6 protein-coding genes are annotated in these 7,070 nt (G+C 62.7%); 1 reads left to right on the forward strand and 5 read right to left on the reverse strand.

Annotated elements, in window-relative coordinates:
• Nucleotides 1-330: 330 nt before the first annotated feature.
• Together ACFE87_RS11315 and ACFE87_RS11320 are read right to left on the reverse strand one after the other, a co-directional pair.
• The gene (locus tag ACFE87_RS11315) at nt 331-576 is read right to left on the reverse strand and encodes a hypothetical protein (RefSeq protein ID WP_375459733.1); all 246 of its coding nucleotides are present in this window, start codon (nt 574-576) and stop codon (nt 331-333) included.
• A gap of 919 nt (nt 577-1,495) precedes the next feature.
• Nucleotides 1,496-1,726: a helix-turn-helix domain-containing protein gene (locus ACFE87_RS11320; protein WP_375459734.1), complete on the reverse strand. Its 231-nt coding sequence runs from the start codon at nt 1,724-1,726 to the stop codon at nt 1,496-1,498.
• 202 nt (nt 1,727-1,928) lie between these two features.
• Here ACFE87_RS11320 and ACFE87_RS11325 point away from each other — a divergent pair, with 202 nt between their 5' ends.
• Entirely contained in the window at nt 1,929-3,095 is a 1,167-nt protein-coding gene (locus ACFE87_RS11325) for a hypothetical protein (RefSeq protein ID WP_375459735.1), read from the forward strand.
• Here ACFE87_RS11325 and ACFE87_RS11330 read toward each other — a convergent pair.
• The 3 genes from ACFE87_RS11330 to ACFE87_RS11340 all read right to left on the reverse strand — a co-directional run bounded on the left by ACFE87_RS11330 (nt 3,092) and on the right by ACFE87_RS11340 (nt 6,513).
• Nucleotides 3,092-4,489, reverse strand: coding sequence for a site-specific DNA-methyltransferase (locus ACFE87_RS11330; RefSeq protein ID WP_375459736.1), 1,398 nt, complete (start codon nt 4,487-4,489; stop codon nt 3,092-3,094). The genes ACFE87_RS11325 and ACFE87_RS11330 overlap by 4 nt on opposite strands.
• Nucleotides 4,490-4,597: 108 nt before the next feature.
• A complete protein-coding gene (terL, locus tag ACFE87_RS11335) occupies nt 4,598-6,064 on the reverse strand; it encodes a phage terminase large subunit (protein ID WP_375459737.1) in 1,467 nt (488 codons plus the stop codon).
• Nucleotides 6,064-6,513, reverse strand: coding sequence for a DUF5681 domain-containing protein (locus ACFE87_RS11340; protein WP_375459738.1), 450 nt, complete (start codon nt 6,511-6,513; stop codon nt 6,064-6,066). Before ACFE87_RS11340 ends, terL begins: the two co-directional genes overlap by 1 nt.
• Between the last annotated feature and the right edge of the window lie 557 nt (nt 6,514-7,070).

Genomic DNA, 7,070 nt, shown 5'->3' on the forward strand with positions numbered 1-7,070 from the left:
CTGCGTAGCCCCTTGTAGGATGCGTGGCGGAGATTGTCGTGACCCGGCAGTCTGATCCGATACCAACTTAGAACGTGGCCGCGCGCAACGAACTCCAGCAAGTACGCCTGCTGGCAAGGCGAGTGCGGCCCGGAAGTGGTGCGCCTTGGTGGAGGTGGAATATGTCTCTTGCGCTCGCGTCAATTGCGGTTCTCAGCCTGCTCGTGTGCGTCACGAGTATGAGCCTGGCGGCATTCGCCTGGGGCCGGCCGGCACGGGACAACGACTGAGCCTTTCTCGCCTTTGGACGGGCGAGCGCGGATGGACGACCGAGCCGGGGTCACCGGCGTGTCAGTTCACCTGGGGAGGTTTGTCGGATCCAGAAGCCAAAATGTGTTCGGCCGCGGCGAGAAGCTCTTTACCTAGCTGCAGCGCCGTCCGTGCCTCCATCCAGTAAGAGGCGCGTCCGGCCCAGCCCTCGCGGAGCGTCAAGGCAACCTTCTCACCATCGCCGGTCGGCACAATCCCGACACCACACGGGCTGGCATCCACCGCGTCGATTGGCGCCCATGTTCCGACCGGCGCTTGCTCGACCATGGCTTATTCCACTTCATCGTGCAGCCGGGAATCCGATGATTGCGGAATCGACTCGCACCGGGATTTACCCGAACGGGGTCAGCGGCTCCCGCCGAGGCTGATCTTGGGCCGCGACACCGCACGGTCTCCGCGATCCGAGCCGAACGTGCGGACCGCAGCCCGGCACTGGACCGCCATCACTTGCCCGATCATCCCGGCCATTTGGGCCAGCCGCGTCTCGTCGCATTGCTCGGCTATCGCGAGACCCACGTCCCGAAGGTGCGCTCGCCCGTAGCAATAGACCGCGAGCTTGATCCGAGCGCGCTCTCAGGTATCTCGGCCACGAGGGCCAGAACCCCTTCCGGGTCCGCCCTATGTAACTGCCCCAACTTCTCGAGCGGTACCGGACAGACAGCGTCTCGCTCCGCATGACCCCACTCGTTTGCCATCGTGATCCGTCCTGTGCCGAAGGCAGGGATGACCAGTGAGCGTAAACGGACGGTTAACCATGACGAGCAGCGTTCTCGCGCAGGGAAGGGTACGATCAGCGCTGAAACACTTCTGTCGAACCCTCGCCTGAGCGTAGCCCCTTGTAGGAGGCGTGCCGGACTTGCTGTCTCCGGAACTCGACCTCTGCGACGAAGGAGGAAGCCATCGCTCTCGACGCACTTGATCTTCAGCTAGTCCAGGCTGCGGCCGGAGCGGGTACCCCTTCCAAAAGCCGGGCATGACGCTCGGCGTTGCCTATCACTGGCTCCAGGACAGGCCCTCCTTTGGAACGTGCCGCGAGGTCGCTGACACGTCCATCCAGCAGAGTCGGATGTGATCTCAGTAAACTAACGGGCGGGGTATGGCGTCCTGGACACCGTGTTCGTCGGACGCTCTAAATGTTGCCCGTCTGTCTTTTGCCTGATCAGGAAGTAGACGCCGATATCGAACCTCAGATGATGGCGTTGAGGAGGTCGCGCGGCTCCATCTCTAGCGCTCGCGCGACGGCTACGAATTCGAGCACATCAAGCCGCCGCTCGCCGCGCTCGTATTTGGCCACGAAGGATTGCGGCACTCCGAGACGTGCCGCGACCTGCTGCTGCGTTAATCCGGCTTCCTTGCGGAACCGGCGCAGCGAGGCGATCATGTGGGCGTGATCTGGAGAGTGAAGGGTCTTGCGCATACGCCCGGGCCGGAGCGATGCGGAAGGTCAGACGTTTTCGGGATAATCCCAGTTTGGGATTGTGGACGGTCGAGGCCCGCTCGGCCGGTACGCTGTCCGGGCGGTCAGCCTCAGCCATCAAAATATCCCAGAGTGGAATAATCCGCTGGACTGAGTTCGGCTCCAGAGCGACACCGGTCTCCCGTTAGCGAGGCCACTCTGCATGACGACTGGGACCGGGGTTTTTGTGCTCACCGATCAGAACACGCTGGTCGCCATGCAGCCGGCGAGCTTCGCCTCGGAGGACGACTTCCAGGAACTGCTCGCGGCGTTCCCCGAGCTTCTGGCCGGCGATCAGATCGACACGTCGTTCCCGCGCAGGTTTGCGCTCGTGTCTCGCGAGCAGCCCATCTCGGATCAGGAAGGAGGCTCTGGCCGGTGGTCGGTGGACCACCTCTTCCTCGACCAGGATGGCATTCCGACCCTGGTCGAGGTGAAGCGGTCGACGGATACCCGGATTCGGCGCGAGGTCGTGGGTCAGATGCTCGACTACGCCGCGAACTCGGTCCTGCACTGGCCGGTTGAAGAGCTTCGCGCCAGCTTCGGGGCACGCTGCGAGGCGGACGGGTTCGAGGTCGAGACGGTACTGGCCAAGCTGCTGTCCGCCGAGGGTCCGATCGACGCCGAGGCGTTCTGGGGCAAGGTGCGCACGAACCTGCTGGCCGGGCGGGTTCGCCTCATCTTCGTAGCTGACCGGATTCCGCCTGAGCTGCGCCGGGTCGTCGAGTTCCTGAACCGGCAGATGCAGCCGGCCGAGGTCCTAGCCCTGGAGCTTCGTCAGTTCGCGGGGCAGGGGCTCAAGACCCTTGTGCCCATCGTTCTCGGACAGACCGAGGAAGCGATCCAGCGCAAGGGCGGCAGTCCCATATCTGGCCCGAAACGCGAGTGGGACGAGACAAGCATCCTGGCCGCGCTCGCGACGGCTCTCCCGGGCGATCCTGACAGCCTCTCCTATGCTCGCCGCCTTCTCGCTTGGGCGCGAGAACGGGCGGACCGGGTCGAGTTCAACACGAACCCGCGCTTCGGCTCCTTCACGCCAGTCCTCGTTCGCGGTGGGATCTCTCTGGCTGGCCCGTTTCGGATCTGGACCGACGGGCTTTTGTCGATCTCGTTCGAGTACATGCTCACCCGGCCGGTGTTTTCGGATCGGGCGCTGCGGGAGGAGTTGCGACGGAGGCTGAACGAGGTGCCTGGGATCGACATTCCGGAGAGCGCTATCGACAAACGGCCCTCCATACGGCTCAGCGCGCTTGCGAAGGCCGACGGCTCGGGAGCCCTTCTCGAGGTCATGGACTGGTTTGCCGCCACCTACAGAGGCGAGGAACCCTAAGCCTCAGGGTCGGTCTCGCGTTTCCGGCGCTTGGCCAACGCCGTGAAGGGCTCGCCTGTACTCTCCAGAAGGGCCGGCCGGCCGGTGACCTCCTCGTAGCGGTGGGCGATCACGTCGACATAGAGCGGGTCGAGCTCGATCCCGCGGCAGATTCGTCCGCTCTTCTCAGCGGCAATGAGGGTCGAGCCCGAGCCCAGGAAGGGGTCGAGCACGATCTCACCCCGGTGTGTCACGTCCTGGAGCGCGTCCACGAGCATGGCGACCGGCTTCACGGTCGGGTGGTGCTGGAGACCCTGGCGAGCGTCGGAGCCCATGCTGGAGGCCCCCGCATAGGTCCACAGGTTCGACCTCCATCGGCCCTTCCGGCCGAGATCAACGTTGTTCACGTGCGGGTCCGTTCCCTTCTTGAACAGGGGCAGGAGCTCGTGCTGGGAGCGGTACAGGCTCCCCATGCCGGCATTGGTCTTTGCCCAAACGATGAGGTTCAGCTGCTCCAGACCGGCCGCAAGGGCCGCCGCAGACACAGAACCAACCCCGCGCCAATCGATAAAGGTCGCGAGCAAGCCTCCATCCATGAGGTGAGCCAGGGCCGCCCCGATCCAGGCGGCGTTGAAGGCACCGAACTCGTCCTTGCTCATTTCGCCGCTCGCCATCGCGAACTCGCGGTGCTTACCGCCCGTCACATGCCCGACGATCGCGAGGTTGTAGGGCTGGTCCGTGAACACCATCCTGGCGACATCACCGGCCATAAGGGCTTGCAGCACGTCAGCCTGGGTGGCGTCCCCGCACACCACGCGATGGCTCCCGAGCCGGAACACGTCGCCCACCCGGCTGACCGCCTGCGCATCCTCCTCGGGTGCGAGCGGACCCTCTTCAACGGCCTCGGCGTCCTCGTCCGCAAGGATCACGTCGATCTCGCTGAGCTCGAATCCCGTGATCTCGATCGGGGCGTCCTCGAGGATCAACTCCTCAAGTTCGAGCTTGAGCTCGTCGAGGTCCCACGTGCCCTTCTCCGCGAGCCGGTTCGCGGCCAGCCGAAGGACCCTGCGTTCGACCACCGTCAGGTGCTCGGCCAGGATGCAGGGAACCCGCGGCAGACCGAGGAGTTTTGCGGCTTCGACCCGAACCGCGCCGTCGATCACGTTGCCTTGCTGGTCGATGATCACCGGGACGGTGAACCCCAAAGCGCTGATCGCGTTTGCGACTTCGCGAACATGTCCTGCCTCGCTTTTGCGAACGTTGCGCTTCGGAAGGATGAGCTCGCAGAGTGGGCGGTCGGCGAGTTGGAGACGAGGCAGGAGGTCGTTGTGCAGCGACCAGGACCCCGAAGCTGCCTCCCCTACGCCGGCATGCTTCTTTCGGCGACGCTGGTCTCGCACCTTCAGACCGGCCACCAATGTACCTCCGCGCTCAAGAGGCTGCTTCTTGCGCATGGGCGGAATTCCTCGAGAGTGCGGGCAAAGGGAGGCGGTTGCGTTCTGAAGGCGATGCCTCCGCTTACCTCAGGGCAAATATTTGAATAGCCGACGAGGCTCGTCTTGGTGCTTTATCCAGGAGCTCTGAATGCTGACGAGGCGGAACTCTGGAAGCCGATTCTTGGGCTGCCGGAGCCTGTCTAGGGCCTGTGAGGTCGAGTCGACCTGGTCATCGAACTTGGCATTGGGAAAGCTGCAGAGCTCGGCCAAATAGTCGGCCAGCCACGGTGCGTCGGGCGGTACCAGCACGCGTCCGCCCTCGATCAGCGCCGACACCCCAATCAGCCGGCTCTCCTTGTCGCCTTCTGGCTTGACCGGAACGACAGGCAGGGCTGTTTCAGCGCTCAAGCTCTGAACGATCTGCTGCCCCCCGCCCGCTGCTTCGATCAAGATGATCGTCGGCGCATGCACGTCGGCGAGGCTCTGGATTTGACGGAGGAGGTCCGGATAGGGCAGCCGTCCACGCCAGACGTGCAGCAGGTAGTAATGATTGTTCAACGCACCCCAGACCGTACATGCGGTATAGTCGCTCGCCGCCGAGCCACTAATCGCTGGGTCTATGCTCATGACAATCTCATCAAACGTCATCTGCCGAACCGCAGCAGGATCATAGACCTGGAACCATTCTCGCTTCACAACCATTCCGCCGGCAGGCTGCGGATCCTGAAGATATTGTGATTGGAACGCGACCGACCCTAGCGTGCGACTCGTCTTGGCGAGGCTCTCCAGGCTTTCATAAGCCGGGTTCAGGGTGGAACCTTCATGCCAGACGAAGGTCTTGCTGCCGTACGCGAACTCAAGGTCTTCAGGCGCGATCGCAGGGAGAACCAGTTCATCCCATTCGTCGTGCTCGGCCACATGACCAATGAGGTCGTCCGCGTGCGTGCGCTGAGCAACGATGATCATGACGCTCTCGGTCTTGTGGTTGAGACGCGAGTAGGCCGTGCCCCGGTACCAACGATTAACGAATGACCTCTCCTTCTCAGACGCGGCCGCCTCTGCCTTGAGCGGGTCATCGATGATCATCATGTCGGCACCGCGTCCGGTGAGCGTCCCTCCGACCGAAGTCGTGAAGATCGATCCTCCCGTGACCGTCTCGATCTCGGTATCAGTCACCCTGACCATGGCGGCCGCGGTCTCGGGAAACGTATCGCGAAAGAGGCCGCTCTCGATCAATTTGCGACGCATCCGTCCAAACGTCGTCGCGAGGGGCTCGCTGTAGCTGACCGCGATGATCTGTAGGTTCTGATTGCGACCGAGCGCCCACACGGGGAATATCACTGAGGTGATAAGCGATTTTAGCGACCGAGGAGGCAAAGCCATCAGCAATCGCGTTGAATGGCCTTCTTCACACTTGCTCAGAGCATCGCAAATCACCTCCAAGTGCCAGTTCTGGACGAGCGATCCTCCCGGCTCCAGAAACTCAAATGAAGCTCGAAAGAAGGCCCAGAACTCCGTTCGCAAGATACTCGTCAGGAGCTGGTGCGGGGTCATCATTCGTCCCCCAGCTTCGGGTCTACAACCCCGTGGCTCTTCAAGAAGTCCTTCAGGATGTTGACGTCGTTCGGGCTAAGTCGCTTCTGCTCGGTCGACCCTTCCTCGGGCATCCGGGCCATCAAGTTGCACACGGCGAGGATAGCTCGAACGTCGCCCTGCAAACCGGTCGTCACCAACGCTTTCACCAGCGCCCGCCCTTTCGGGATCTTCCTGGTGGCTCCGTTGGTCGTGATCCTCACAAGCTCGCTGAGTTCCTCCTCGAGCTGCTTTGCGATGTTCTTCGATCCCTTGGGGCGCCCGCTGGGATTGCCGGACTTCCCCGCGGTGAACCGCGTGTGAAGCGGGGGAGACTTATGCCCGACCCTCTGCCCGTCGGGAGCACCTCCTCCCGGCCGCGGGTGCTCTGCGGAGCCCTTTGGCGACTGAGATATCAAATGAGGCTTCATGAAAAGGCTCCCGGACGTTCAGGGCATTCGCCCTTGAGTGGGAGTCCTAGATAGATGGGCGAGCGTCAGCCCCAAATGGCAAAAAGCCAGGGTGGATCGCTGCTGCAACCGGAGGAGAGAAAGCCGAAAATTCGGGTGGTACAGCGCTGCAACAACACCGGGCATTTTGACTTGACACGGACGCAATTTGGAGGCGCGCCCGAATCCGCCGGGGAATGGATTTGCGAAATCTAACCGTCCAGCGTTCTTAGAAGCCGAACTCTGTGACCCACGACCGGCTGCCCCGCATACAGGTGGCGTGAGATCACCGTCCTTGAAACGCTCCCCGTGCTTCCCCCTCCCTGTAACAAGAAGTTAGCTCCCTGTTTCGCTTCGACGGCGAAGTGAGGTAAATGTCTCGACGAACAGGCAATTCACGGCTGAGGCGGCCCGAAACGGCGCGGCCCACCCTGTATTTTCCCTGTTTAACAGGGAGTTCGACCGGTGAGACCGGTTTCGACGGACTGCGTCCACCACCACCCAGTCTGCCGAAACTCACCAGCGTGTGGCGGCCCCGA

It is taken from the genome of uncultured Enterovirga sp., from assembly GCF_964242715.1.
GTDB lineage: Bacteria > Pseudomonadota > Alphaproteobacteria > Rhizobiales > Beijerinckiaceae > Enterovirga.

Excerpts from the sequence above, each read along its gene's own strand:
- ACFE87_RS11315 (WP_375459733.1), bottom strand. The coding sequence starts at position 576 with ATGGTCGAGCAAGCGCCGGTCGGAACATGGGCGCCAATCGACGCGGTG.
- ACFE87_RS11320 (WP_375459734.1), bottom strand. The coding sequence starts at position 1,726 with ATGCGCAAGACCCTTCACTCTCCAGATCACGCCCACATGATCGCCTCG.
- ACFE87_RS11325 (WP_375459735.1), top strand. The coding sequence starts at position 1,929 with ATGACGACTGGGACCGGGGTTTTTGTGCTCACCGATCAGAACACGCTG.
- terL (WP_375459737.1), bottom strand. The coding sequence starts at position 6,064 with ATGACCCCGCACCAGCTCCTGACGAGTATCTTGCGAACGGAGTTCTGG.
- ACFE87_RS11340 (WP_375459738.1), bottom strand. The coding sequence starts at position 6,513 with ATGAAGCCTCATTTGATATCTCAGTCGCCAAAGGGCTCCGCAGAGCAC.